Source organism: Devosia nitrariae (genome assembly GCF_030160115.1).
GTDB lineage: Bacteria > Pseudomonadota > Alphaproteobacteria > Rhizobiales > Devosiaceae > Devosia > Devosia nitrariae.
Window position 1 is genome coordinate 69656 of sequence record NZ_BSNS01000009.1, and the last position, 26019, is coordinate 95674.

The 26019-nt window shown below is 62.5% G+C and carries 24 protein-coding genes and 1 tRNA gene; 17 read left to right on the plus strand and 8 right to left on the minus strand.

Annotated features, from left to right (window positions below):
* The first annotated feature begins 104 nt into the window (after window positions 1-104).
* Together msrB and QQK18_RS09860 are read left to right on the plus strand one after the other, a co-directional pair.
* Entirely contained in the window at window positions 105-605 is a 501-nt protein-coding gene (gene msrB / locus QQK18_RS09855) for a peptide-methionine (R)-S-oxide reductase MsrB (RefSeq protein WP_284340166.1), read from the plus strand.
* Between the two features lie 10 nt (window positions 606-615).
* Window positions 616-1107, plus strand: a complete 492-nt coding sequence (locus tag QQK18_RS09860; RefSeq protein WP_284340167.1) for a nucleoside deaminase — start codon at window positions 616-618, stop codon at window positions 1105-1107.
* Between the two features lie 59 nt (window positions 1108-1166).
* Here the strand turns inward: QQK18_RS09860 and QQK18_RS09865 are convergent, their stop codons facing one another.
* Window positions 1167-2006 carry a carbon-nitrogen hydrolase family protein gene (locus tag QQK18_RS09865; RefSeq protein WP_284340168.1) on the minus strand — a complete coding sequence of 280 codons (840 nt, stop codon included), beginning with the start codon at window positions 2004-2006 and terminating at the stop codon, window positions 1167-1169.
* A gap of 160 nt (window positions 2007-2166) precedes the next feature.
* On the opposite strand from QQK18_RS09865, the gene QQK18_RS09870 reads away from it, so the two are divergent.
* Window positions 2167-2883: a glutamine amidotransferase-related protein gene (locus tag QQK18_RS09870; RefSeq protein WP_284340169.1), complete on the plus strand. Its 717-nt coding sequence runs from the start codon at window positions 2167-2169 to the stop codon at window positions 2881-2883.
* On the opposite strand, the gene yihA is transcribed toward QQK18_RS09870, so the two are convergent.
* The 4 genes from yihA to rpmH all read right to left on the minus strand — a co-directional run bounded on the left by yihA (window position 2880) and on the right by rpmH (window position 6099).
* Complete coding sequence (yihA, locus tag QQK18_RS09875) at window positions 2880-3524, minus strand: ribosome biogenesis GTP-binding protein YihA/YsxC (RefSeq protein ID WP_284340170.1); 645 nt, start codon at window positions 3522-3524, stop codon at window positions 2880-2882. The two genes, QQK18_RS09870 and yihA, sit on opposite strands and share 4 nt — an antisense overlap.
* 180 nt (window positions 3525-3704) lie before the next feature.
* On the minus strand, window positions 3705-5546 hold the full coding sequence (gene yidC / locus QQK18_RS09880; RefSeq protein ID WP_284340171.1) for a membrane protein insertase YidC: 1842 nt from the start codon (window positions 5544-5546) through the stop codon (window positions 3705-3707).
* The gene (gene rnpA / locus QQK18_RS09885) at window positions 5546-5920 is read right to left on the minus strand and encodes a ribonuclease P protein component (protein WP_284340172.1); all 375 of its coding nucleotides are present in this window, start codon (window positions 5918-5920) and stop codon (window positions 5546-5548) included. Before rnpA ends, yidC begins: the two co-directional genes overlap by 1 nt.
* 44 nt (window positions 5921-5964) lie before the next feature.
* A complete protein-coding gene (rpmH, locus tag QQK18_RS09890; RefSeq protein WP_046110480.1) occupies window positions 5965-6099 on the minus strand; it encodes a 50S ribosomal protein L34 in 135 nt (44 codons plus the stop codon).
* A 264-nt stretch (window positions 6100-6363) separates the two neighbouring features.
* Between rpmH and QQK18_RS09895 the strand changes: the two genes are divergently transcribed.
* From QQK18_RS09895 to QQK18_RS09945, 11 genes are all read left to right on the plus strand, one after another.
* Window positions 6364-7806 carry a dihydrolipoyl dehydrogenase family protein gene (locus tag QQK18_RS09895; protein WP_284340173.1) on the plus strand — a complete coding sequence of 481 codons (1443 nt, stop codon included), beginning with the start codon at window positions 6364-6366 and terminating at the stop codon, window positions 7804-7806.
* A 153-nt stretch (window positions 7807-7959) separates the two neighbouring features.
* Window positions 7960-9387, plus strand: a complete 1428-nt coding sequence (locus QQK18_RS09900) for a sensor histidine kinase (protein WP_284340174.1) — start codon at window positions 7960-7962, stop codon at window positions 9385-9387.
* Window positions 9388-9623: 236 nt separating this feature from the next.
* Window positions 9624-9700 (plus strand) — tRNA-Arg (locus tag QQK18_RS09905).
* 416 nt (window positions 9701-10116) lie between these two features.
* Window positions 10117-11016: a 2-dehydropantoate 2-reductase gene (locus QQK18_RS09910; protein ID WP_284340175.1), complete on the plus strand. Its 900-nt coding sequence runs from the start codon at window positions 10117-10119 to the stop codon at window positions 11014-11016.
* A gap of 607 nt (window positions 11017-11623) precedes the next feature.
* Complete coding sequence (locus QQK18_RS09915) at window positions 11624-12859, plus strand: mandelate racemase/muconate lactonizing enzyme family protein (RefSeq protein ID WP_284340176.1); 1236 nt, start codon at window positions 11624-11626, stop codon at window positions 12857-12859.
* Window positions 12859-13875, plus strand: coding sequence for a D-2-hydroxyacid dehydrogenase (locus QQK18_RS09920; protein ID WP_284340177.1), 1017 nt, complete (start codon window positions 12859-12861; stop codon window positions 13873-13875). The genes QQK18_RS09915 and QQK18_RS09920 overlap by 1 nt, the downstream gene beginning before the upstream one ends.
* Window positions 13876-13998: 123 nt before the next feature.
* Window positions 13999-15507: an ABC transporter substrate-binding protein gene (locus QQK18_RS09925; protein WP_284340178.1), complete on the plus strand. Its 1509-nt coding sequence runs from the start codon at window positions 13999-14001 to the stop codon at window positions 15505-15507.
* A 60-nt stretch (window positions 15508-15567) separates the two neighbouring features.
* Entirely contained in the window at window positions 15568-16485 is a 918-nt protein-coding gene (locus tag QQK18_RS09930) for an ABC transporter permease (protein WP_284340179.1), read from the plus strand.
* The gene (locus tag QQK18_RS09935) at window positions 16482-17429 is read left to right on the plus strand and encodes an ABC transporter permease (RefSeq protein ID WP_284340180.1); all 948 of its coding nucleotides are present in this window, start codon (window positions 16482-16484) and stop codon (window positions 17427-17429) included. The genes QQK18_RS09930 and QQK18_RS09935 overlap by 4 nt, the downstream gene beginning before the upstream one ends.
* Complete coding sequence (locus QQK18_RS09940) at window positions 17426-18316, plus strand: ABC transporter ATP-binding protein (protein WP_284340181.1); 891 nt, start codon at window positions 17426-17428, stop codon at window positions 18314-18316. Before QQK18_RS09935 ends, QQK18_RS09940 begins: the two co-directional genes overlap by 4 nt.
* 16 nt (window positions 18317-18332) lie before the next feature.
* The gene (locus QQK18_RS09945) at window positions 18333-19154 is read left to right on the plus strand and encodes an ATP-binding cassette domain-containing protein (RefSeq protein WP_284340182.1); all 822 of its coding nucleotides are present in this window, start codon (window positions 18333-18335) and stop codon (window positions 19152-19154) included.
* 35 nt (window positions 19155-19189) lie between these two features.
* Here the strand turns inward: QQK18_RS09945 and QQK18_RS09950 are convergent, their stop codons facing one another.
* Window positions 19190-20011, minus strand: coding sequence for an NAD-dependent epimerase/dehydratase family protein (locus tag QQK18_RS09950; RefSeq protein ID WP_379993695.1), 822 nt, complete (start codon window positions 20009-20011; stop codon window positions 19190-19192).
* Window positions 20012-20137: 126 nt separating this feature from the next.
* Between QQK18_RS09950 and QQK18_RS09955 the strand changes: the two genes are divergently transcribed.
* On the plus strand, window positions 20138-21160 hold the full coding sequence (locus QQK18_RS09955; RefSeq protein ID WP_284340183.1) for an aldose epimerase family protein: 1023 nt from the start codon (window positions 20138-20140) through the stop codon (window positions 21158-21160).
* A gap of 24 nt (window positions 21161-21184) precedes the next feature.
* Here the strand turns inward: QQK18_RS09955 and QQK18_RS09960 are convergent, their stop codons facing one another.
* Both QQK18_RS09960 and QQK18_RS09965 read right to left on the minus strand, forming a co-directional pair.
* Window positions 21185-21904: a FadR/GntR family transcriptional regulator gene (locus QQK18_RS09960; protein ID WP_284340184.1), complete on the minus strand. Its 720-nt coding sequence runs from the start codon at window positions 21902-21904 to the stop codon at window positions 21185-21187.
* A 12-nt stretch (window positions 21905-21916) separates the two neighbouring features.
* Window positions 21917-22633, minus strand: a complete 717-nt coding sequence (locus QQK18_RS09965) for a ribonuclease activity regulator RraA (RefSeq protein ID WP_284340185.1) — start codon at window positions 22631-22633, stop codon at window positions 21917-21919.
* A gap of 212 nt (window positions 22634-22845) precedes the next feature.
* Here QQK18_RS09965 and QQK18_RS09970 point away from each other — a divergent pair, with 212 nt between their 5' ends.
* Both QQK18_RS09970 and QQK18_RS09975 read left to right on the plus strand, forming a co-directional pair.
* Window positions 22846-23724, plus strand: coding sequence for a 2-hydroxy-3-oxopropionate reductase (locus QQK18_RS09970; protein ID WP_284340186.1), 879 nt, complete (start codon window positions 22846-22848; stop codon window positions 23722-23724).
* 344 nt (window positions 23725-24068) lie between these two features.
* Window positions 24069-25979, plus strand: coding sequence for an ABC transporter substrate-binding protein (locus QQK18_RS09975; protein ID WP_284340187.1), 1911 nt, complete (start codon window positions 24069-24071; stop codon window positions 25977-25979).
* Window positions 25980-26019: the final 40 nt, after the last annotated feature.

The following is a 26019-nucleotide window of genomic DNA, read 5'->3' on the forward strand; positions in this document are numbered from 1 at the left end:
GTCACCAAGGCCAGTCACCAAGGATTGACATGCCCGTGCCTTCGATAGCGGGCTAGATTGCACCATGTTTCGGAGGCTGGATCGGTCCGGCCGAGGAGGAAGCGATGAAGACGTCCCGCAGGTCCATTGTTCTCGGCGGCACTGCCGCCGTCGCAGTTGCCGCCGTTGGCCTCGCCCTGCGCCCGATGTCGGCGCCGGCAACGGCCGCCGAGGGCGAGTTCGAGTTCACCCTGACCGATGCCGAATGGCAGGCGAGGCTCTCCCCCGAGGCCTACCAGGTGCTGCGTCACGAGGCGACCGAGCGCCCCTGGACCTCCCCGCTGCTCGAGGAAAAGCGCGCCGGCACGTTCCTCTGCGCCGGCTGCGACCTGCCGCTCTTTGCCTCCGAAACCAAATACGACAGCGGCACGGGCTGGCCGAGCTTTTATGACTACCTGCCCGGCGCCATCGGCACGACACAGGATACCTCGCTCTTCATGGTGCGCACCGAAGTCCACTGCGCCCGCTGCGGCGGCCACCAGGGTCACGTGTTCGAGGACGGTCCGGAGCCGACTGGCCTGCGCTACTGCATCAACGGCCTTTCTCTCAAGTTCGAGGAAGCCTAGATTAGAGCCTATGATTCATGGCCACACCCACTACATGTCCCTCGCCCTTGAGCAGGCGAGGCTCGGGCTTGAGCGCGGGGAATTGCCGATCGGTGCCGTGGTGGTCAATGACGGTATCGTCATCGCCGGTGGCTACACCAAAGAGGTGGCTGAACGTCGTCGTCTGGTGCATGCCGAGCTGCTGGCGCTCGAGGAAGCTGACCGGTTGCAGCCGTTCCCCGGCCGGCGGGGGACGACCGTGCTCTATACAACCCTGGAGCCGTGCATGATGTGTCTCGGCGCCGGCATATCGTTTGGTTTGGGTGCAATCCATTTCGCGCTCGAGGCCCCGTCGGACGGAGCAGTGGCGCGCGGCCTGGCGGCTGCGCCTGACGCGAATTTCTTTCCCGCGCCCGACGTAAGCTCCGGATTGCTGCGAGAGGAGAGCCGGGCATTGTTCCGTCTCTATTGTGAAGATCAGCCCGCCGGGCCTGATGCGGGAATGGGCGGAAACGCTGGCTAGCCCCTAGCCGGCAAGGCGCCGCTGGCCCGTTGCTCGCGTCCAATGGCGCTATCGAGTCTTCAGAACCTACGACGATCCGCCGAGCGGGAGGAGGCGACCCGTCGCTCCTCGTAGATATCCCCCTCCCTGGCCGCACGTCGCCAGGGCCGGGCCTTTTCGAGTGCAATCGTAAAGCGCTCATCGGAAGCATCCAGCCGGGCAGCGGCGATCCCCGCCTTGTCCTCCGGCCGGCAGCGGTCGATCCACTGTCCATCGGGACCGACGATGCCCGAAGCACCCGCTGCGGCCTCAGTGGCAGGGACCGATACGCCGAACCACAGGCAGTTGCTGGTGGCGTGGGCTTGTATCAACACATTGCCGGCTAACCCGAGCCCATAGGACGAGAACAGGACGCAATCGACGCCGAGCGCCTCGTATTCCATGAAGAGTTCCGGAAACTGCATCTCGATGCAGACGGCCAACCCGAAGCGGAAGCCCGCGATCTCGAAGGTGACAGGCTCGAAGCCCGGCGTGTACCACCCGGTCACCTCGGTGTGCGAGAGACGCCGCTTGTCGTAGCGGGTTTCGAGAACGCCCTTGTCGGAAATGATATAGAGGCTGTTATGCGGCCTGTTTGTCTCTCCAAGTGGGTGGGCTGAACCGATGACGGCGTATATCCCGCTTTCGGCGCATTGGGCGCAGATGAGATCGAGCTCGCGCCGCAACAGCGGCCAATCGAAGCCGGACCACGTCCTGATCTGCGACTTGGCATAGCCGGAAAGCGCGCCTTCGGGGAAGAGAACGAGATCCGCACCCGCCTGCGCCGCCTGGTCGATGAGCATGCGGATATGGCGGCCGTTCTCGGCGATGTCCGGCGTGATCGTGCTTTGCGCGGCCGCGATGGTGAAGGTTTCGGCCATGGAATCGGTCGCTGTTCTTGGCAGGCAAGCCTAGCGGCTCACCGGTAGGATGCCACTCCATTCATCGCTGAATGGCGGCCCTGCCGGCTTTGCATGTTGAAACAGGGCGGCCATTGCCGATATGCGATAGTTAGAGCATGCCCAATTTCGATCGTTTCTCATGAAGCTGACCATTATCCAGACCGGCGAAGTCCCCGAGCCCTTGCGGCCGCGTTTCGGGCCCTATGCCAGGATGTTCGAGCGCATGTTCGACCTGACCTGCAACGGCTTTGCATACGAGACCGTCAGGATTACCGAGGGCGAGCCCGTTCCTGAGGCGGCAAGCCTCGACGGCATCGTCATCACCGGTTCGGCCGCCGGCGTCTACGACGACTATGACTGGCTCGATCCGCTGCGCACGTTCATCCGCTCGGCCTATGCGGCAAGGACGCCGATGCTCGGCGTCTGTTTCGGTCACCAGATCATGGCTGATGCGCTGGGCGGTGACGTCAGGAAGTCCGAAAAGGGCTGGGGCTTGGGGCGGCATACCTACGCGGTCAAAGGCCGCCCCGCCTTCATGGACACGGCTCCGGAGGCGCTTGCCGTCGCCTGCTCGCACCAGGACCAGGTGATCGTGGCGCCTCGCGAGGCTGAAGTGATCCTGTCTTCCGACTTCACTCCCAATGCCGGCCTCGCCTACCGCAACGGCGTCGCGCTGAGTTTCCAGCCGCACCCGGAATTCCTCGACGACTATACCGTTCACCTTGCCGAACTGCGGCGCGGCAGGGCGCCGGACGAGGTGGTCGACGCCGCCGTGGCCTCGATTGCAACACCGTCCGACAGCGCGGCGGTGGCAGGTTATATCGGGCGGTTCTTCAAGGGCGAGGGCGCTTTTTAGGCCTCGACCAGCATCGCGATCTCGGCCCGCAGTTCAGCAAGCCCCGAGCCTTTCTCGCTCGAGGTCACCATCGCCTCGGGATGCGCCGCCGGGCGCTTGGCGATGGCCGCACGGGTTGCCGCGATCACGGCGTCGAGATCCTTGCCCAAGGGCTTGTCGGCCTTGGTTAGCACCACCTGATAGCTGACCGCCGCCCGGTCGAGCTCGTTCATCACTGACTGGTCATTGGCCTTGATCCCGTGCCGGGCATCCACAAGCACATAGACGCGCCGCAGGGTCGGACGTCCGGTGAGATAAGCGTGGATGAGCCGCGTCCACGCCTTCACCTTGTCTTCGGGCGCCTGCGCAAAGCCGTAGCCGGGCATGTCGACGATCCGCAGGGGCGCCGACTGGCTCTCGAAGATATTGAGCTCCTGCGTGCGGCCGGGCGTGTTGGACGTGCGCGCCAGCCCCGAGGTGCCGCAGAGCGCGTTGATCAGCGAGGACTTGCCGACGTTGGAACGCCCGGCAAAGGCGATCTCCACCCGATCGGCCGCCGGCAGGTCGGCAATCGCCACGCACCCTTTGATGAAAACGAACGGCCGCGCAAAGAGCAGCCGGCCGGCTTCCAGGATTTCGGCAGAGTAGGTGTCATCGGACATGATCGGCGGAATCTCGGCTCTTGCATCTCCCTCCCCCTTGTGGGGAGGGATCAAGGGTGGGGGCGGTCTGTCGTCACGCCGCGAGCCGGAGCTGTGCCCTCAACCCTGTTCGCTCGAAAATCTGGCCGGAGCTGCCATCCATCCCCCTTCCAGCGGGAAGGAGAAGAGATCGTGGCAGCCTCAGGCCTTGGGTGGCTCGACTGGCTTGGGCTTGCGCCGGAAGGTGGCGAGGATGTTGCCGAACAGATCGACCTCCACCCCGTGCCGCTTCATGATCACCCATTGCTGGACGATCGACAGGAAGTTGTTCCACGCCCAGTAGATGACGAGACCGGCCGGGAAGGTGCCGAGCATGAAGGTGAAGATGATCGGCATCAGCCCGAAGATCATCGCCTGGGTCGGGTCGGGTGGGGGCGGATTGAGTTTCATCTGCACCCACATGGTAATGCCCATGATCACCGGCCAGATCCCGAGGTGCAGGAACGCACCGAAGATGGGGATGAGGGTCGGATCCCAGGGGATCAGCCCGAATAGGGTGAAGATGTTGGTCGGGTCCGGCGCCGCCAGGTCCCGGATCCAGCCGAAGAACGGCGCATGCCGCATTTCGAGGCTGATGAAGATGACCGTATAGAGCGAGAAGAACACCGGGATCTGGATGAGGATCGGCCAACAGCCCGAAAGCGGGTTGATCTTCTCTTTCTTGTAGAGCTCCATCATCGCCTGCTGCTGGGCGGCCCGGTCTTCCTTGAACCGCTCCTGGATGGCCTTCATCTCCGGCGCCACGCGCCGCATGGCGGCCATCGAGGCATAGGAGCGGTTGGCGAGCGGGAAGAAGATCGCCTTGATGATGATAGTCAGCGCGAGGATCGCGAGGCCGAAATTACCGAGGATCCCGTAAAGGAACGTCAGCGCCCAGTGCATTGGCCGGGTCAGGAAGAAGAACCAGCCCCAGTCGATGAGCAGTTCCAGCCTGTCGAAGCCGTATTCCTGCTCGTACGAAGCGATGACCGCCTCCTCCTTGGCGCCGGCAAAGGCATAGCTCTCATTGGTCGCCGAGCCGCCGGCCGGCACGACCAAGGGCTGTGTCTCGACGAAGTTCGTCTGGTAGACGTCGACGCCCTGCGCGCTGGTATAGGAGAAGCGGGCATTGATGCTCGCCGTCGGCGACGGCAACACGGCGGTCGCCCAATACTTGTCGGTGATGCCGAGCCACCCGGAGGTGTCGTTGAAATCGACCTGTCGGTCGTTGCGAATGTCCTGGTACTTGCGCGCGACCCAGTTGTTGGAGCCGAGCACGCCCAGGAGCCCTTCGTGCTGGATGAAGAAGTTCTGTACCGGGGGCGTGCCCTGCCGCAGAACGCGCGCGTAGGGGAAGAGCGCGACGTCGCCGGTTCCCTGGTTTTCAACGCTTTGGGTGACGGTGAAGAGATAGTGCTCGTCGACCGCAAAAGTGCGGCGGAAAACCAGCCCTTCGCCGTTGTCCCAGACCAGCGTCACCGGGGTCTCGGCGGTCAGTGTCGTTGCCTCTCCCTCGACTGACCACGTCGTGTCGCCGTTCGGCAGAGCAATGTCGGCACCGCCCGCCGCCACGAAACCCTGTTCGACATAATAGCCGCCGGGCGCGCCTGAAGGCGAAAGCAGTGTGATGATCGGTGAATCAGGATCGACCGTCTCGCGATAGTCTTTGAGCTGCAGGTCGTCGAGCCGGGCGCCACTCAGGTTGATGGAGCCGGAAAGCTCGTCGGTGTTGATGCGGATACGCTCACTGGCGGCAATCGCGCTCGCCCGGTCGGCATAGGTCTCGGCGCCCGTTGCGGCCGCAGCCGCCGCTGCCGGCTGGCCTTCGGCCGTCGGCGAGGGCGTTGCCAGCGCGGAGTCCGGCTCGCTCTGCTGCTGCTGCTGAGAAAGCTCCGCCTCGCGCATGGAGCGCTCGAGCTGCGGTCCGGCGATGAAGTACTGCCAGCCGAACAGTACGACCATGCTCAGGACGATGGCGAGGATGACGTTGCGATTGTCGTTCATTATTCAGCATTCCGATCGCCGCCCGCTCTGGCGCGGTCGCGTTGTGGTGAAGGCCCGGGGTCCCCGACGCGCTTCAGCGCGCGACGCAAATTCCCGACGAGGTCCGCAAAAGGTTCCGCCAGCGCCTCGCGCCGGCCAATCAGGACATAATCATGACCGGGCGCAAAGTCACGCGCGCACGCTGTCACAGCTGCGCGCAGCCGTCGTTTGATGCGGTTGCGCTCTGTGGCCGTGCCGGTTTTCTTGGTCACGGTGAAGCCGACGCCGGCATCGTCGGTCGCGATGGGCGCCGCCTGAAGCCCAAACGAAAGCCGCCCGACGCGCTTGCCCCGGGCAGCCCTCACGAACTCGGATCGTTTCTTGAGACGGCGCAAGGCACCTGTCCCTGGTTCTGCGGCCGTCATCCGGCCCCAAGCACTCAGGCGGTGAGCTTCTTGCGGCCAACACGCCGGCGACGGTTGATCACCGCACGGCCGTCCTTGGTAGCCATGCGGGCGCGGAAACCATGGCGACGGGCACGCACGAGCTTGCTGGGCTGGTATGTACGCTTCATGACATCAGACCGCGCCGGGCACGGTTCCTCTCGTTCGTCTGCTTTCGCATGAAAATGTCAGGCCGTCGGGCACTCCGGCAGCCTGTGAGTTGTGCGGCTCTATAGGCAAACGAGGGGGTGAAGTCAACGCCGGCGGCAGGGATTCCCGCTTGATAAAGCCGGCAGCTGCAATTTGCGCCGCCCCGTTGTCTTGGGCTCTGCGTCGGCCCATAAGAAACCGTCTCATTTGCTCCAAAAGTCACCCGCCCCAAGAGCCGCAACGATATGGCCGACATCCTCAAGCCCGACCTCTGCATCATTGGCGCCGGCTCGAGCGGGTTGGCCGCGGCGGAAGCCGCTCGCGCGCTCGGGGCCCGCGTCGTCGTTATCGAAAGGGCAAGGATGGGCGGCGACGGCCTCAATGCCGGCGGTGTCCCGACCCGGGCGCTCGCCGCCGCCGGACGTACCGCCCACACAATGCGCACGGCCGCGCGCTTCGGACTTGCCGAAAGGGAGCCCCATGTCGACATCGCCGCCGTCAATGCCCGTGTACGCTCCGTCGTTGCCGGCATTGCCCCGGAGGTGGCGCGTGAGCGTCTTGCCGCGCTCGGCGTCGAGGTGATTGCCGCCGAAGCCAGGTTCCTCGACCGCCGCACTGTCGGGGCTGGCGAGAAGCTGGTGCGGGCCCGCCGCTTCATCATTGCCACCGGCTCGCGCCCGACCATTCCCGCGATACCGGGCCTCGCCGACGTGCCGTTTCTCACCACCGAAACGATTTTCCATCTCACCGAGCGGCCCAGGCGCCTTGCCATTGTCGGGGGCACGTCGGCTGGCCTCGAGATTGCCCAAGCCTATAGGCGGCTGGGCGCGCCCGTGGTTGTCATCGATGCCGGCCGGGCGCTCGCCGAGATCGATCCGGAACTGACCTCTGTCGCCCTGACCGCCTTGCGGACCCAGGGTGTCGACATCCGCGAGCAAACCCGGATCACCGAGATCGTCGGCGGCGAGGGCGGAGCGATCGGCGTGCGGGTCGCGGGAGCCGAGGGGCAGCCGCAAACGCTTGAGGCATCGCACCTGCTGATCGCCAGCGACCGCCACGCCAATATCGATGGTCTCGATCTCGCCAAGGCTGGCATCCGCATCGACCCCCGCGATGCCAGCCGGCTGCGCCTGTCTGCCGGTTTGCGCACGAGCAACCGCCGGTTCTACGCGATAGGCGATGCGACCGGCGGATCCCAGTCCACCCACGCCGCCCGCTACCAGGCCCAAAGCCTGGTGCGCCGTGTGCTCCTCGGCCCGCCCGCGCGCTACCAGCCATCGCTGGTGCCACGCGTCGTGTGGACCGATCCAGAGCTCGCCGAGGTGGGCCTGACAGAGCCGCAGGTGCGCGCGCGCCGCGGCACCGCCTACCGGGTGACGCGCCTGTCCCTGGCCGAGGTCGACCGGGCCTCGGCGCAGGGCGAGGGGCGCGGGGTTGCCCGTATGATCACCGATCCCTCCGGACGGATTCTGGGCGTCGGCATTGCCGGCCCGCAGGCCGGCGAATTGATTTCGCTGTTCGCTCTCGCCCTCGCCAATCGGCTGAGCGCACGTGATCTGGCAGGGTTCGTGGCGCCCTATCCGGCTCTCGGGGAGATCGCGCAGCGCCTGGGCCAGGAGCATTTGCGCAGCGCCGATACCGATCCCTGGCAAGCGCGGCGTCTCGCGCTCAACCGCCTGCTGCCCTGACAGAAAGTTGTAAGGGAACTCGGACAAGATCGTGCGGCAACAGGCGCTTGCGGCGTGATCCGATGCGGTCGGAGCGTACCCGGCGCAGAATGTAAAACTGTCGCGATGCGAGGGGGTTAGCCAAGTTCCGGCCAAGCCTCTATATTGGATGCGATGCGTGCTGACCCCCAAGTCCTGCCCGGCCGGTTCCGCGGTCTCTCGGTCAAGCTGATCGCCACCATCGTCGTGGTGATTCTGGCGGCCGGAATCGCCATCTACGTGCCTTCGATCGCCACTTTCCGCGTCAATTGGCTCGACGACCGGCTGCGCGTAGGGGTGGTGGCCGCGCGCGTGCTCGACGCTGTGCCGGACGTCATGTCCCTGCCACGCAACCTCACCGATCGGTTGCTGACGGCGGCGGGGGCGGACGCGATCGTCTACCGGCGCGAAGGCCAGAGCCAGCTCATCGAGCTTGCCGATGCGCCGACGCCTCGCGAGGCGGTGACCGCCGACATGCGCCAGCGCGATCCCTTCACGGTTATCATTGGCGCATTCGATACGCTCTTGTCCGGGGGCGGAAGGACCCTGCGGATCGTCGGCGCCGGCGATGCCGAGGAGAGCCTTGTCGAACTGCTGATGCCCGAGCGCCCGCTCTATGTCGAGATGGTCGCCTACTCGCGCAACATCCTTGTCCTTTCCTTCATAATCGCCGGCATTACCGCCTTTGTCCTTTATGTTTTCGTCTCGCAGCTCTTCATCCAGCCGGTCGAGCGGCTGACGCGCAACATCCTCGCCTTCCGCCAGGCGCCCGAGGACGGCACGCTCATCATCACGCCATCCAGCCGGCGCGACGAGATCGGGATCCTCGAGCGTGAACTCGCCGCCATGGAAGCCGAGATCTATTCGATGCTCCGTCAGCGCCGGCACCTGGCCGATCTCGGCCTTGCCGTCGCCAAGATCAATCACGACTTGAGGAATACCCTGACCTCGGCGCAACTGCTCTCCGACCAGGTGGTTGCGCTCGACGATCCCAAGATCCAGCGTCTCGCCCCCCGCCTCGTCAACACGCTGGACAAGGCCATCGGTTTTGCCCAGTCCGTGCTCGACTACGGCCGCGAGAGCGCCACGCCCCCGAGGCCTGCGCCCGTCGACCTCAACGCGCTCGTCGACGATGCCGCGTTCGATGCCGGCCTTGCCGGCCATCCCTCGATCGTTTTTACCAACGACGTGCCGCCCGACATGCAGGCCAATGTCGATGCCGCGCAGATGACGCGCGTCCTCGTCAACCTCGTCAAGAACGCCCGCGAGGCGCTGGAGGCAGCCGGCAGCCGCGTTTCCTCTCCGCGGATCGCCGTTGCGGCCGAAGAGATGTCAGAGGGCATGACGATTTCGGTTACGGACAATGGTCCTGGCCTCCCGCCGCGGGCGCGCGCCAACCTCTTCGTTGCCTTCGAAGGCTCGGCCCGCGCCGGCGGCACCGGCCTGGGCCTCGCCATCGCCCGCGAATTGACCGAAGGCCATGGCGGTCGCCTCCTGCTCGCCGACGCACCCGAAGGCACGCGGTTCGACATCATCCTGCCGGCAGGGGCGCTGGTGCGCTAGCGTTTCCAGCAAAACTGGACACCACTATGCGGTTCGCAACCGCGACATCTCCAGCCCGCTCGCCCGTCCGCACTGGCGGCACTCGGCCAACGCACAATTCTTGACGCAGGGCGCTTGCATATCGCCAAATGGCCATGTATGGGTTTGCCCGCTTCGCGAATGCGGCACTTGTGCCGTATCGAACACGGTACTTGTGCCGCATCGATCGCGACCCCGCCGGGCCAGTCCCGGCTTGCGCGCCCGTAGCTCAGCTGGATAGAGCACCAGACTACGAATCTGGGGGTCAGGAGTTCGAATCTCTTCGGGCGCGCCACTCCATCTCATCATCATTGATATTGTTGGCCTTTCGGATAATCCGAGCGGTTTCGCACCGGCTTGGTTTTCGAAATTCAGCCGGTTTTTCAGCCGGTTTTGGAAGAATGGATATTCCTTCGCGTTAAGTGGTAGCTCGGCGTGGATGCGACCCGCAGAGGAAGTGTAGTCTGTTCTGCAAAGCAATCAGCACCGAGGGTGCGTGTCGCGGGGCACCGTCCAGTGATGGATTGGACGGATAGAGTAATCGAGACAAGCGATTAGGTTGCAGTGTGCACACGCCGTGCACACGAAGGGTTCACCATTCTGTTCGCTTCTGTTTCGATGAGAGTTCGCCTGTATCGGGGATCGGGACGGCGACCCGGTTGCGGGTTCCCGCTTGCCCGGCACATGCCTGATGGCGCAATGGAGTGCTAGATGACCACGATTGCCCTGATCGGTCCCGGTGCTATTGGCGGCACGGTAGCTGCCTGGTTGGCCCAAAACCCAGCGCTAGAGCTGACCGTTTGCACGCGCACACGATTCGAGAATCTACAGGTGGACACGCCGACGGGCGTGATCACGGCCAACCCAAAAGTCCTTACAAACCCAGCTGATGCCGAAGGTGTCGATTGGGTCCTGGTGGCTACCAAGACCTACGACTCCGGCGCTGCCAAGCCATGGTTGGAGCGGTTGATGCGCGAGCACACGCGAGTGGCCATCATTCAGAATGGGGTGGAACACGTGCGACTCTTTGCAAATCTCGTGCCCAGAGAAAGGCTTGTACCCGTCATCATCGATCTACCAGCGGCACGAAGTGCCCCGGGCAGGATGGTGCAGCACCGGCACGGGATCATTTCCGTGCCGCAGGGGCAGAACGGTCAGGATCTGGTTGACCTGTTCGCCCATACCGAGATCGAGGCTGCAACGCACGAGGATTTCCTCTCCCGGGCGTGGATCAAGCTTTGTGGCAACAGCGCTGCCATCATCCCAGCGCTTACCCTGCGAGCGACGGGCCCAACGTGGAACGCTGACCTCGAGGAGATCGTTCGCGGCATCGTCGAGGAGTGCGCTGCTGTGGGAAGAGCCGAGGGCGCGATCATACCGGATCAGGTGGTAGAGAGGACGATTGAGAACGCCCGTACCATGCCTGAAGGCGCTTCCGCCGGTTCGATCCATGTCGACCGACTGGCGGGCAATCCAATGGAAGTTGATGCGCGCAACGGCGTCATTGTGAGGTTGGGCCGCGAGCACGGCATTCCCACACCGCTGAACCGGGTGCTGGTGACCCTGCTGACGGCGTCAGGAACTCCTTGGTTCATCAGGTCGCACGGGTAGAGACGAAGCCACGTCCCTGGGAATCATCGACTGAATGATCCTCTGCTTGAGCAACGTGCGAAAGGTGGATGCGGCTTTCGCAAGAAACGTTGCGACAATAAACAACGAGAGCCGGCGCTCTGAGTCCATCAAGCGCATAGGGGCTCCTAGGGCACCACGCAGTGCCAGGGGCTGCCGACGCACCTGGCTTGCATAGCCAAAGGCTGACCGACTGCCGGTCAGCTACGTCCACGTCGTCCTCAGGCAACCCGCCAAGGTCGCCGACACCCCCTTCTGGAACAAGGTGCAGATGCCGACGATCAGGGCCGATGCGGGTACTTCCCGGCTAAGATCGGTATGCGGTCGGGCGGCAGGGAAGCCACTTTTGAAGGAGGCGAGGTCCGCCAGCCGCCGTTCGGTCTACGTACGGACGGTATCGGCCAGCGGCAGATCGGTGGCCAACGGAGCGGACACGACCGGCAGTGCGGGTCTGCGTTCGATGCGATTGCTGACTTGCATATTTGTGTCCAAACTTGTAAAGACTTGTCATGTCACGTTCGGTGTGCTTTGACATGTGCTCGCTGGACGAGCGCCCATGTAGTGGGGCAACTGAGTGACCGGAGCCGATATGAAGATAACCGCAGTTCGCACGTTCTTGATGCAGGCGGGGCCGTCCAACTCAGGAAAGCCGCCGAGGCAGATTATACCGGTCGTTGATGAAAGCCAGCCAAGGCTTCCCGGCAGCAGGAACTGGCTCTTCGTTAAGGTCGAAACCGATGCCGGGATCACTGGGATCGGCGAGTGCTCCGGCTGGCCACGAGTCATCGAACGCGCCATCGAAGATCTTTCATCTCTGCTGATCGGCGAGGACCCAACTCATATCGAGCGGATCGCCCAGAAGCTGCAGGTTGCCATGATGGGGCACGGCATGCTTGGGACTGTTGGAGGCGGCGCGCTCACCGGGATTGATATCGCCCTGTGGGACATCAAGGGTAAGGCGCTCGGAACGCCGGTATGGAATCTGTTGGGCGGGCGGGTCCGCGATCGCGTGCAGATCTATACGCATGCGAACAACAAGGAGTTCGCGCTCTCCGCCAAGACCCGCGGCTTCAAGGCGATCAAGTGCAGCGGTGGCAGCGGGCTGCAGGATCCGGTCCGCAAGGTTGCCACGATGCGTGAGCTTCTCGGGTCGGATGTGGACATTGCCGTAGATGTGCACGGTCCCCCGTGGTTGACTCCCATCGATGCCGCCCGGCTGGCTCGGGCCCTGGAGCCCTACGACATCCTCTGGCTCGAGGATCCGATCGCGCCGGACAATCTTGATGGCTACAAGCGCATCAGGGATGCGTCCACTGTCCCTCTGGCTGCGGGCGAGCGAGTGAGCGGGATATTCGGTGAGCGCGAGCTCATCGAAAAGGAACTCGTCGACATCATTCAGCCCGATGCCGGCCGCGCAGGCGGCATTACCCAGATGAAAAAGATCGCCGCCATGGCCGAGGCGCACCACATTGCGGTGGCGCCGCATTCCGGCTCGCTTGGGCCGGTGGCTGAGTACGCGGCGCTGCATCTGATGGCCTCAATTCCAAACGCGTTGATGCTCGAGCGCATGGAGGACGATTGGGAAGGGCGTCGACAGACAATCGTTCCCCACCCCGAGCAGGCAGACGGGTTCCTTACCGTGCCGGATGCCCCGGGCCTGGGTTGTGACATCGTCGAGGCCTTCATCGCTGGTTTCCCCAGCCAAGGGAACGTTTCGGTCCCGTCCAAAACGCTCGACGATCGCGATCGGATTGGCGGCGAGGGGAGACTCTATGTCCAAACCCGCCTGCGTCGCGGCAAGTACTTCAATGCGGGAGACGAGTGATGATGGCCGTCGCTGATCGTGATGTGCGCACCATCGAACGCGTCCTCTGCACGTTACCATTCGACGATGAATTCATCGAGCAGGTTAGGCAGGCCTGCGCTCCCGCCGAATTCATCCTCTGTGCGCCCGACGACAATCAGGCGATCGAGGCTGCACTGGGCAAGGTGGATGTCGCGGTGATCTCGGGGGACCTCGATGATCGCTACATCGACGCACCATACCTGACGTGGGTGCATTGCAATCATTCCGGGCTGACTCGCTCTGCGCGCCCGGAAGTGTTCAGCAAAGGCATGATCGTGACCGGTGCCGCCGGACGTTCTGCGGCGGCCCTGGCGCAGCATGGTTTCTATTTCGCCCTGGCGCTGACGTTTGACAGCCGCGCGCTGTTCGCCAGCCAAGCCGCCCACGTCTGGCGTGGTATTCCCGGATATGGCGACAGGCTCGGCTTGGCCGGCAAGACTCTCGGCATTGTCGGTCTCGGGCACACCGGCCGGGAAATGGCGCGCGTGGGGAAGGCCTTTCATATGAAAGTGGTCGCCTTCACCCGCAGCATTCAGCCCGAGCATCCGGACGTAGATGTCTTGCTTTGCTCTGAACGGAGCGACTCCCTCAGCACGCTGATCGACCAGGCGGACGTCATCATGCTGGCGACGAAGTTGACGGATGAAACCTACCACATGTTCTCACAGCGTGAGTTCGCCCGCATGCGCAGCTCCGCCTACATCATCAACATGGCGCGCGGTCCGGTCATTGACGAAGCGGCGCTCATCAACGCGCTCCATGCAGGTGAGATCGCAGGCGCGGGCCTCGACGTCTTCAGCAAGGAGCCGCTGCCGGCTGACTCGCCCTTATGGGATGTACCCAACGTCATCATCACACCGCATATGACGCCCGCACTTCCCGACCGGACGCAGCGGTCGATCGACATGATCATAGAGAATGTCGCGCGCTACCGCTCCGGGCAGCCCATGCTCAACGCACTCACCGACAAGGACGTATTCTCGCAGCGCCCATAGTGGAATCGACGGGCGGGGTTTCTCCTGCACCATGCCCGTCTTCTCAGATGCAGGAGATCGACTGAGGAGGAGATCGACATGAACATATCTGCAGGGCTCAAGGCTCTGGGACTGGCCGCTCTGATGAGTACCGCCGTTGCACAAACGGCGATGGCGGAGCCCACCGACAGGGCCATTACGGTTGCACTTGCTGTCGAGTTGGATTCGCTCGACGCATGCGATACCCAGCCGGCCCAGAATGCCAATATCGCACGCGGCAATATCTATGAGTCCCTGACTCATGTGAGCCCCGTCGACGGCAAGGTCGAACCCTTGCTCGCCTTGTCCTGGGAACAGATCGATGATCTGACCTGGGAGTTCAAGCTGCGGCCCGACGTCAAGTTCCACGATGGGTCGTCCTTCACGGCCGAAGTGGCCGCGGCAAATATCAACCGCAGCCAGCCGGGTGCCATGATCGAAGGTCAGGAGATTGCCTGTCTGAACCTCACGCAATTTCCCGAGGCCGTCAAAGCAGAAGCCGTGGACGAACTGACGCTGCGCGTCACCACGCCCAAAGTGGATCCCATTCTGCCGCTGCGTCTGTCCTACGCCGACATCGGCAATCTTGCCACGCAGCAGACTGCCGAGAAGACCACCAATCCCGTCGGCACTGGTCCCTACCAGTTCGTCGAGCGTATCCAGGGCCAACACGTGAAACTGACCCGTTTTGACGGATACTGGGGAGAGAGTCCTGAGGTCAGGGATGTCACCTACGTCTATCGTGCCGAGCCCTCCGTGCGCGCCGGAATGATCCAGACCGGTGAAGCCCAGCTGGCGACAGCCATCAGTGCGCAGGATGCCACCGACGATGGACGCACGGTGACCTACAAGGACAATCGCATCGTCATTGCCCGGCCCAACTCCTTTAAGGAACCCTTCAAGGATCCGCGCGTGCGCCAGGCGGTTTCACATGCGATCGATCGCGAAACCATCGTGCCGGCACTGATGGGGATCGGCGGAAACCCCTGGTATCAGATGCTTGGTCCGCAGGTGAACGGATACATCCCGGGCTTCGATGAAACCGAGGCGCTTCGGTATGATCCCGAGAAAGCCAAGGAACTCATCGCCGCTGCCAAGGCAGACGGCGCCCCCGTGGACCAGGAATTCGTCCTTGTAACCCGTCCCGACCTTTTCCCGGGTTCTGACGAAGTGGTGCAGGCGATCGCCCAGGGCCTTCAGGCTGTCGGCCTCAATCCGCGAATCTTGAGCCTGGAGAACACCGCCTGGCGCGTTTACCTCCGTCAGCCTTTCCCCGAGGATCAGGAAGGCAGCATCATAATGATCTCGCACGATAACACCTCGGGCGATGCCACTTTCAGCTTCTCGGGCAACTACGCGACCTGTGAAGGCCGCAACTCCGCGACGTGCAACCCCGAAATCGACCGGCTCGTATTCGAGGCCGATGCCGCGCAGGGAGAAGAGCGGGCACGCCTGTATCAGGAAGCCGCGCGCATCATGTACGTTGAAGAGAGCACCATGATCGGCATCGCCGAACAGGTTCGGCTGATGATGCTGGGCGAAGGCATCGAATACGAACCGAACCCGCTGTCCGGTATCGAGATCCGGATCGCCGACATCACGTTCAGCGACTGACCGATTCCGGCTCTTGGGTGTCCGGTATGCCGGGCACCCTTCCAACCAGGAGTAGAAGCCGTGCTTGCCTTCATTCGTGGTCGCCTCTTGTCGGGCCTCCTGACCATTTTCGGGGTGGTGGTCCTCGTTTTCTTCCTGGCCAGGCTCACCGGATCCCCCATTGACCTGTTCTTTCCCGAAGGCGCCACGCAGGCTCAACTGGAGTCCTTCAGTCGAGCCCATGGCCTGGATCGTCCGCTGCTCGAACAGTTCTGGGTGTTCTTGTCCAACGCAGCTCGGGGCGATTTTGGCATGTCCATCTGGCAACAGCGCCCTGCCCTGCAGGCTGCTCTCAGCGAAATGCCCGCAACACTGATGCTGACATTCCTCGCTATGACCGTTTCGGTGATCATCGCTGTCGTTCTGGGGACTATTGCGGCCGCTTTCCGCTTCCGGCTTGTGGACCGCATCATCACCATCCTGACGCTGGCCACCGGCAGCATCCCGCACTTCTGGTTTGCGCTGGTCAGTATCCTGGTCTTTGCCATCATCCTTCGTCTCGTGCCCACCTCGGGGGCCGGAAACTGGCAATCCTGGATCCTGCCTGTCGCGACCGTGAGCCTTGGGCCGATCGGCATACTCACCCAGGTCACCCGTGGCGCAATGATCGAGGTCTTGAGTTCAGGCTTCGTGCGCAATGCGCGGGCGCGTGGCTTCGGCTCTACCCGCATTCTCTACCGGCACGCGCTGCGCAATGCTGCATTGCCGATTATCGCCGTTGCGGGCGACATCGCCGCGGGCATGGTCAACGGCGCCATCATTGTGAGCGTGGTCTTTGCTTTCCCAGGGATCGGCAAGGCGATTATCGGAGCGGTTCTGGCGCGTGACTTTCCGGTGCTGCAGGCCTGCATCGTCGTGGTCGGCATTGCGGTCGTGCTGCTCAATCTCATCATCGACCTGATCTACGTCGTCGTGGATCCGCGGGTCCGCCTGTCATGAAAGGCGAAGATGTCATGCCGCAATCCTCGGGCCAGCAGCGGCTGTCCTGGTTCCAGCGCAGCGAGCGCTGGCAGATGTTCACCGCCTCACCGATGGTCGTCGCCTCGGCTGTCTGGCTCGCTTTCATTGTCCTGGTCGCCGTTCTTGCCCCGGCCCTGGTCGCCGAGCGTGCCAATTTCCAGAACCTGAGCCTGCGCTTCTTCCCGCCCTTCCAGATAGAGCAGGGGATCGAGTTTATCCTGGGAGGCGACAGCCTCGGACGACCCATCCTGCTGCAATTGGCCATGGGCGCCCAGACCTCGATGATCATTGCCTTCTTTGCGGTCGGGATATCCTCTCTGATCGGCTATGCCATCGGTCTCGTCGCCGGGTATTTCGGCGGTTGGGTGGACAATTCCCTGCTGCGCATCGCCGATATTCTGCACACTGTCCCGTCGATGCTGCTGGCACTGGTCGTGCTCTTCATCCTCGAGCCGAGCATTTTCAATGTGATCATCGTATTGGGCATTACCCGTATACCGGTCTACCTGCGCACCGCGCGTGCGCAGACCGTGGAGATCAGGGAGCGTACTTTCGTGGAGGTCGCCCGGTCCATGGGCGCGTCGCACTGGCGCATCATGACCCGTGAAATTGCGCCGCTGGTCTTTCCGACGATCCGCACGCTGGCCGTGCTGGAGGTCGCTATGGTTATCCTGGCTGCGGCGAGCCTGACGTTCCTCGGCATCGGCCTGCAACGGCCGGACGTTGACTGGGGTATGATGGTTGCCGACGGCAAGACTTACCTCAAGACGGCCTGGTTCGTCGCCGTATTCCCCGGCGTGGTCATCGTGCTCACTGCCCTGTCGGCCAGCATACTTTCGAACTGGCTTCGCGCCGTTGAGGACCCCACACAGAACATTCTCTTTGCACGCAAGCCCAAGCCCAGCCGAGGCAAGGCCCCATGAGCTATCTCCTTGAGATTTCGGATCTGAACGTCACCTTCGAGACCCGGTTCCGAACAGTGCCCGCAGTTCGCAACGTCTCGCTTGCAGTGGGGCAGGGGGAGTCCGTGGCGCTCGTCGGGGCAAGCGGCTCGGGAAAGACGGTGTTGGGGCGTTCTGTACTGGGTCTCGTCGACGAACCTGGGGTGGTGCGCGGCAGCATCCTCTTCGACGGCAGGCAGGTCGTGGGGCGGACTGAAGAAGAGCTACGGGAGATCCGCGGCGTTGGCGTAGCGATGGTGTTTCAGGATGCCCTGGATGGCCTCAACCCCGTCTATTCGGTGGGGTCCCAGCTCAGCGAAGTCTTGACCGTCCGACTGGGACATTCGCGAGCCGAGGCAAAAGAGCGCGCCATCGAGCTCATGCGTCAGGTGGGCATTCGCGAGCCGGAGAGTCGGTTCAACAACTTCCCGCACCAGTTCTCCGGCGGTATGCGGCAGCGCATCTGTATCGCGCTGGCCGTTGGCATGCGGCCCAAACTGCTCATTGCAGACGAGCCGACCACGGCTCTCGATGTGACGGTGCAGGCCGGAATTCTGCGCCTCATCAAGACGCTGCAACGGGAGACCGGCATGGGTTTGATCTTCATCACCCACGACCTTGCTGTGGCCCGCGAGGTCTCAGAGCGTATGGCGGTGATGTACAACGGACAGATCGTCGAGGAAGGCGCAACGGAAGAAATCTTCTCTCGCCCTCAGCATCCCTACACCCGCGCTTTGCTGTTGGCGCATCCGGCCCGCGCCAAGAGCTGGCGCGATCTTGAACCGATACCCGACGAATTCGTCACGGATGAGCCGTCATCGGACAACCAGACAGTCTCCGCGCCGGCACCGACAGCCTCCATTGGTTGATGGATTGGATACCAATATGAACACTGCTGCGCCACCTTCGGCACTTCTTGAGGTTCGTGACCTCTTTAAGTCATTCGGCCCGCGGGGAAAAGGAAAGCACGGTCCGATAGTGGCCGTCGGCGGTATAAGCTTTTCGCTCAATGTGGGCGAGTGCCTGGCAATCGTGGGGGAATCCGGATCGGGCAAATCAACGCTGGCTCGCACTCTGCTGCGCCTGGTTCAGCCTGACAGTGGGTCGGTGTTTTTTGAGGGGCTGGACCTCCTCCAGCTCACCGGCGGCCAGATGCGTCAGCAACGTCGGCATCTGGCCATGGTGTTTCAGGATCCCTATGCCTCGCTGCATCCTCGCAAGACCGTGGCCACCCTCATCGGCGAGCCTTGGGAAGTCCACCCGGAAATCGTCAACAAGGCGGAGCGACCCGCCCGGATCTTCGAACTGCTCAAGCAGGTCAACCTGCCGCAGCATTTCGCCGACTATTACCCCAATCAGCTTTCCGGCGGCCAGCGTCAGCGCGTTGCCATTGCGCGCGCCCTTGCCCTTCAGCCACGTATCCTGATCCTGGACGAGCCGGTGTCAGCACTGGACGTATCTGTGCAGGCCCAGGTCATCAACGTGCTGATGTCCCTGCAGGAACGTCTGGGTCTCGCCTATATCTTCATCTCTCACGACCTGGCGCTGGTTCGGCTGGTTGCCAGCAAGGTTGCGGTGATGAACAAGGGGGTCTTCGTCGAGGCTGGAGACACTGAAGAAATCTTCAGCAACCCCCAGCACGAATACACGCGCACCCTTCTGGCGTCGTCTCCAGCACTGCACGAGACTCCCTCACCGACGGCCTAATCGGCACCCGGCACAGTGCCCTGGCCGCGCAGCTTCTACCGCTTCCGAATTCTGCCGACATGGTTGACGGCTGCGAAGCGCCCGCCCTGGTAGAAGAGGGCCACCTCGCTCTCGTCTTCGGTGCTCAGCTCCGGGGCGGCATGTTCTGCGATGATATCCTTGGGTTCGTATCCGAGCTTGGTGGCGCTCGAATTATCCCACCACGTACCCCCGCCGCCCGATACGCCGAACACGGTTGTCGCGTCGACGTCGGGATGGGTCAAGCCGATCAAGGTGAGCTGGCATAGATCCCTCGGGCTGACCCAAATTTCCAGCGAACGAACCGTCTTCGGCTGTTTGCCGGCATTGCCGATGCGGATGATCAGGCTGCGGATCCCATATTTGTCGTAGTAGAGGCCGGCAACGAGCTCGGTCCAGCATTTGGACAAGCCATAGAGCCCGTCGGGTCGCATCTGAGACGTGCCCGACACGACGACGTCGCGCGGATAGTAGCCGACCGCATGATTGCTCGAGCCCAGGACGACCCGAGGAACGCCGGCGAGTCTGGCCGCTTCGTAAACGTTGCTGGTCCCAACCACGTTTACGCGGATGATGTCCTCGAGGGGCGCTTCCTTGGGGATTCCGGCCATGTGGATGATGCCGTCCATCCCTTCGAATGCGGCGCGCATCTTGTCCACTTCCGACATATCCACCTCGAGATAGCGCTCGTTGGGTGCAAGATCGTCAGGCTGGGTCCGGCCGAGGACGAGAATTGAATGGACAAGGGGTGCCAACTCCTTGCGGAGGGCCGTGCCGACCCGCCCTGTACCACCCACGATCGCCAGTTTCAGTATTCCGTAAGTGGGCTCTGCCGACATAAAAAATCTCCACCATCAGTCCTACCCTGTGTGTGGCATCACGCATAATATGTCAACAATTGTAAAGTATCGATGCGTCATCCGGCTCGAATCGACATCGTGCCGTCGGAGCTGAAAGCGAAGCCCATGCACGACGAGAAGGTGTTCAGGATTGCTCGAGCCGGGGTCGCCATCGACGTGATCGAATACGGTGCGCGTCTCCAACGGTGTCTTGTGCCGGACCGTCACGGTGTCATCGCCGATGTAGTTCCGGGCGTCGAAAGATCTTCCGACTATGTCGAACGCGGAGGCACGATGGGGGCGGTGCTGGGACGCTACGGCAACCGGATTGGCTATGGCCGGATCCGAATTCATGACGCCACTTACCAGCTGTCGAGGAATGACGGCGATCACACAATGCATGGTGGCGCTGGGCACTTTGGCACCCGATGGTGGCGCGGCGCCGTCCACGGTCCAGATTCGGTGGTGCTGGAACTGACGAGCGAGAATGGAGACCAGGGGTGGCCGGGTGAGATGCGGGCGCGAGTTGTGTACACTCTGACGGATCAAGCGGACCTGGTCATCGAGATGTCGGCCGTTTGCGACCAGGACACTTACGTCAACATGCTGTTTCACGGGTACTGGAACCTCGGCGGTCACGCGAGCGGTTCGGTGGCGGAACACCTGCTAAAAGTGGCAGCCGATCGCTACACGCCCAAGGGTGACAACGGGCTGCCGACAGGAGAACTGCATAATGTGGCTGACAGTCCGTTCGACTTCCGAGCCCCAAAGCGCGTGGGGACCGACCTGGCCGCCACCGGTCGAGGCTATGCGCACAACCTGTGTTTGCGAGACCACCAGGAAGGACATTGTCGGCCCGCTGCCTGGTTGCTGGATCCCGTTAGCGGTCGGGCCCTAATTCTAGAGACCGATCAGCCCGGCCTGCAGATTTTCACCGCAAATTCCTGGTCGAATCTCTCCGGCAAGGACGGGGCAGTCTATCAAGCCCACAGCGGGCTGGCGCTTGAAAGCCAGCAGCATCCCAATACCCCGAACACGCCCTCGTTTGCCCCCAAGCTGGTGCGCGCCGGCGAGATGTATGCTCACCGTATGGTGGTGAGGTTTCGTGCTCTTGGCGCTGAGGGTGCGGGCGCCTTCTTCAACGATTGATCCGGCACCTGATGCTCCGAAATGTCAGATGCCTTCGAACATGCGATTGCGGGCGTTGAGAATATGCGCCTTCATGGCAGCATACGCGGCGTCGGCGTCCTGCGAGCGGATCGCTTCGACAATCTTTTCGTGCTCGTCCTGGACAGCGCGCAACTGAGCCTGTGAGCGACGCAGGCTCAGACTGCGCGTCACGTTCATGCCTGCGATGACGTGCGAGCGCAAAGAAGCCTGAACCGAGACATGGTACTGGTTATGGGTAGCTCGTGCGATCTCGTCGTGAAGGTTGCTGTCTTCCTCCACCCCCAGATGCCCCTCAGCAAGGCAGTTCTCAAGGGCCTGCATCGCAGCGGCCAAGCGATCGAGATCGGGATCGTCGCGCCGCTGAGCGGCCAAGGCCGCGGTGGCCGGTTCCAAGCCCGCCCGGAACTCGAAGCACCTCTGGACATCGGCCAGCGATCCTACCGGCACCAACTGCAGCACATCGGCCTCAGGCCTCCGCTTCACGTACGACCCGGAGCCCTGCCGCGAGACGATCAGACCGTCGTCACGCAGACGCTGCAAGGCCTCCCGCACCACTGGGCGCGAGGCATCGAAGCGCTCTGAGAGCTCCATCTCCGTTGGCAGGCGGCTGTTCAACGGAAACGCGCCGCTGGCGATCATGTCAACGATGCGGTCGTAGACGACACCGCTCAGGCGACCTGAGATAGCATCTCGCGTCGTCGTTTCGGCACCAACTGTCGACATCTTCGCTCCTCGTCAACGACCTACTTTTCGCCTCCAGGCGTCGAACTCCTGCAACGCCTCCGGGTCTGGAGGATAAATGCCAAAAATTGACGACCCTTCAACAACTTTATCATAAACGAAGTCCTCGAAAACAGTTTGTTCGAAGGCCTCCTCGGCAATTTCACGGGCCAGGTACAGCGGTATCACGACCACGCCCTCGCCATCGCCGACGACGATGTCGCCCGGAAACACGGGCACGTCACCGCATCCGATCGGGACATTGACGTCGATCGCATGGTGCCGGATGAGGTTAGTCGGCGCGGACGGTGCGGCGTGGTACGCGGGGAAGGGCAACTTTCCAATGTCCGGCGTATCGCGGAAGCCACCATCTGTGACTATGCCTGCTGCTCCGCGCTTGAAGAGGCGGGTCACCAGAATGCCGCCGGCCGAAGCTGCCGAGTGGTCCTTGCGGCTGTCGATGACAAAAACATGCCCGGGTGGGCATTCCTCTACGCCTTTGCGTTGCGGATGCTCCCGATCCTCGAAGACGCGAATGTGGTCAAGGTCCTCGCGCGCCGGGATGTAGCGAAGCGTGTATGCTGGACCCACCATCCGCGGTGCATTGGCGTTGATGATGCTGATGCCGCAAATGAATGTGTTGCGGAAGCCGCGCTTGAACAATGCCGTCGTCAACGTCGCCGTTGAGATCGACATCAGCTTGGCGCGAACGCCCTCATCATAGGGTGGCATCAGAAGCTCCTTACCGCAGTTTGCTCGACCGACCTTACCGCCCTATCGACTGCAGGCAGCACTAAACACTTCGCTTTGAACCGCAGCTGTCCGGATTTGTCAAGACTTGTAATGTTGATGCTGTATGCTAAGCCGGCCGCTTCACAGATTCGGAAAGTGGGTTCCGCATCGCGAATTACGGAACAACGCCTGAGGCGAAGTAGGAGAGATATATGTCTGTAGCATTCATCGGGCTGGGCACCATGGGACGCCCAATGGCGGAACGCATCCTTCGTTCGGGCGAGCAGGTCAACTGCCATCGTGTGAAGGACGCCTCCAGATACCTGCTCGAGCTTGGCGGCAATGAAGCCGCTACGGCAGCCGATGCCGTGCCAGATACCGAGTTCGTGGTGCTCATGCTCCCCGACACGCCGCAGGTAGAGGGTGTGCTTTTCGGCGAGGATGGCGTCATCGATGCACTTAGGCCCGGCAGCGTCGTCATCGACATGAGCTCGATCTCGCCGGTCGCCACCCGGCAGTTCGCAGAGCGGGTCGAGGCAGTGGGCGCGTCCTATCTGGATGCTCCAGTCTCGGGTGGCGAGATCGGAGCACGCGAAGGCACGCTCTCCATCATGGTCGGAGGACCAGAAGCTGTGTTCGAGCGCGCCCTGCCGCTACTGCAGAAGATGGGCAAGAACATCACACGCGTCGGTGAGGTAGGTGCCGGTCAAGTGTGCAAAGTGGCCAATCAAGTTATTGTTGGCCTCACCATCGAGGCGGTCTCGGAAGCCTTCCTCCTGGCGCGGCGGGCGGGAGTCGATCTCGGCAAGGTGCGAGATGCTCTCATGGGAGGCTTCGCTTCGTCGCGCATTCTGGAAATCCACGGCAAGCGGATGATCGACGGTGTGTTCGATCCGGTTTTCACCCTCAGGCTGCACCGCAAGGACCTGAATATCGCCACCGACGCCGCGCGCTCCCTTGAGATCGCTCTGCCGAACACCGCAGCGACGGCCCAATTGATGAATGCAGCCCTTGCACAAGGGCTGGGGGAAAAGGACCACTCAGCGCTGTTCGCAGCGCTTAGCGCCTGGTCACCTGTAACAGGCGACTGAGCTAGAGCTGCGCCACGCAGGCGGGCTTCGCCTCGGTGTGACCCATCCCTTGTCTGCTGTCGCAATGGTGGAACCACGGTGCTGGTTCTTTGTGGCGCGATATGGTTCGGCCGAAGTGCCCGAAGTTGATTGCTGAAATAATGCTGACTACGGGCGTCGCCGGCGTTTCGGTGGGCACTGCTTCCGTCCCGTATCGTGGAAAAAATTGTCCACTCGCTGAAGGCGGGCGGGCGCGAACGGGCAATCTTTGGGCGACTTTTGGTGGGGCGAGGGCGCTGACCAGGATATGGAGTTGACAATTCGCCAATATTAGTAAAAAGCTGTAAGCGAATATGGAGGAGGAAATGAACAAATTCACAACTGCCCTTATGGGCGGAGCATTGGCGTGCTCGATGTTTGTCGTGGGCGTGCATGCCCAGGAATTCAACGAGGCGCCCGAATTTGACACGCAGGTGGCCGCGGGCGAACTGCCGCCCGTAGAAGAGCGGTTGCCCGATCAACCGGAAGTGGTCACTCCGCTGCGCGAGATCGGCACCTATGGCGGCACCCTGAGGTTCGGGCTGCGCGGCAGCTCCGATCACAACCATATCCTCAGGCTCGTCGGCCCGCAGGGGCTGGTGCGCTGGGATCCGGTCTTCTCCGGAGTGGTTCCGAACCTGGCTGAAAGCTACGAGGTCAATGACAACGCGACGGAATTCACCTTCCGGCTGCGCTCGGGGCTGAAATGGTCGGACGGCGAACCCTTCACTGTCGAGGACGTCCTGTTCAACGTGAACGACCTTCTCCTCAACCAGGATTTCGCACCGACGCCTCCGCGCTATACTGCGGATGGCCAGCCGATGTCGGTGGAAAAGATCGACGATCTGACCGTTCGCTTCACCTTCCCGGCTCCGGCGGGAAGTTTCCTCTACGACCTCGCCATGCCGTTGGGCCAGCACCCGGTGCTCTACGCGAAGCACTATTGCTCGCAGTTCCACCCGGGATACAACGACGACGTTGAGACTCTCGTGACGCAGTCGGGCGTCGGCGATTGGCAGAGCCTCTTCCGGCAGCAGTGCGGTGACATCGAGATTCCTGCGCGGTGGGGTAATCCGGACCGGCCGACGATGGATCCGTGGATCATCAGTTCCCCCTATACCGGCGGCGCCACCCAGGTGACGCTGGTCCGCAACCCTTATTTCTGGCAGGTCGATACTGAAGGCAACCAGCTTCCCTATATTGATGAACTTTCGGCCGATGTGGCCCAGGACGTCGAGAGCCTGATCCTCGCTGTGATCGGCGGCAATATCGACCTCGGCCTGCGCCATATCGACTCGATCTCCAATCGACCCGTCCTCGCCGAGAACCAGGAGCGCGGCAACTACCGCATGTTTGCCGCCAATCCCGGTGGCGGCCAGTACATGACCATCGACCTCAACCTGACGCACAAGGATCCCGAACTGCGGGAGCTCTTCGACCAGAAGGATTTCCGCATCGCACTGTCGCTGGGCATGGACCGGCAGGAGATCATCGACACGGTCCTGCTGGGCCAGAGCGAACCTTGGCAGCTGGGCGACTTTCCGGGATCACCCTACTACAACGAGCAGCTTTCCACGCAGTACCTTGAGCACGATCCTGATCGGGCGAACGAATTGCTCGACACGCTGGGCTATGAACGTGGTTCGGACGGCATCCGCACATTGCCGAGCGGCAGGAAGATCAGCTTCCAGATCGACGTGATCCCGACAAACACGCCCGACCATGTCGACATACTCGGGCTGATCGAAGCGCAGTGGCGTGAGATCGGAGTGGAAATGAAGGTCAATCCCCTGGAGCGCAGTTTCTTCTTCGATCGCATCACGGTCGCCAACGCTCACGATGCCGCGGTCTGGCCGAACAATGGCGGCGCCCTCGTGAATTACCCGACCAAGCTCGTCCCGCTGCATCAGGACAGCCGGTGGGGCATCGCATGGATGCAGTGGTACACCACCCAGGGAGAGTCGGGCGAAGAGCCTCCCGAGGACATCAACGAACGCCTGGATCTGTGGGAGCAGATTCGCGCGACCGCCGTACCAGCCGAACGTGAGGCACTCTACGCCGAATTGAACCAGCGCGCTGCCGATGCCTTCGAGGTGCTCGGCGTGGCCAAGTCCATCACCACCTACGGCATCGCGAACAAGGACCTCGTCAACGTCCCCGACGAGATGCCGAACAGTTGGGAATGGCCGACACCGGCCCCAACTCTCCTGCAGACCTGGTTCTACAAGACGAACTGACATCTCGGCTTGCGCGGGCGGGGCCCGCGCAAGCCGAGAC